The organism is Aeromonas popoffii (genome assembly GCF_000820025.1).
Lineage (GTDB): Bacteria > Pseudomonadota > Gammaproteobacteria > Enterobacterales > Aeromonadaceae > Aeromonas > Aeromonas popoffii.
In genome coordinates, this window is record NZ_CDBI01000007.1 from 7,342 (window position 1) to 7,977 (window position 636).

Annotated in this window: 1 protein-coding gene; it reads left to right on the top strand. The window is 45.0% G+C overall.

Features of this window, described 5'->3' with window-relative positions:
* Positions 1–77 precede the first annotated feature (77 nt).
* Positions 78–578: a DinB family protein gene (locus tag BN1129_RS21995; RefSeq protein ID WP_084204525.1), complete on the top strand. Its 501-nt coding sequence runs from the start codon at positions 78–80 to the stop codon at positions 576–578.
* The last annotated feature ends 58 nt before the right edge of the window (positions 579–636 follow it).

The window sequence follows — 636 nt, forward strand, 5'->3', positions numbered from 1 at the left end:
TACCGCCTTCCATCTAATCATTGTTAGGTGCTGGAGCGAGAAAGCACTGCCCTCAACAGAAAATGGAGACTTCCAAGTTGCTGTTTACAAACGCATTTAAGTATAAACAATGGGCTAACTCTGAACTGCTGACTTTCGGAGAGCGCCAGTTGCACTTGCTTCCGGAGAGCGATGCAGTCTTCTTCATTAGAATCCTTAACCACACCACGGTGGTTGACAGTTTATTTATCAGCCGAATGTCAGGAACCCCAGAGCTTTACTCTGCTGACAATACGGTAGAAACACCAACGTACCCAGAGCTAAAAGAACGAATTGAGAGGAATGACTCATGGCTTGTGCATTTCTCCTCAATAGCTACTCCAGAAATCCTGAGCCAAATCATCTCTTTTACATTTACTGACGGTGAGCATGGAAAACTATCAATAGAAGAAGTCATGCTTCACCTATTAACTCACGGTAGCAATCACAGAGGTATGGCTTCGCGAACATTAGCATCAAATGGACTTGAGCGTCCGAAAGATACATTCACTCGATATCTGCATGAGGTGGAGCCTTTTAGAAGGGAAGGAGCTCGGTGAGCCGGCCTCTAATAAATGGTTCAAACCGCTAACGGATTAGTACCGCCTTCCATCTAAT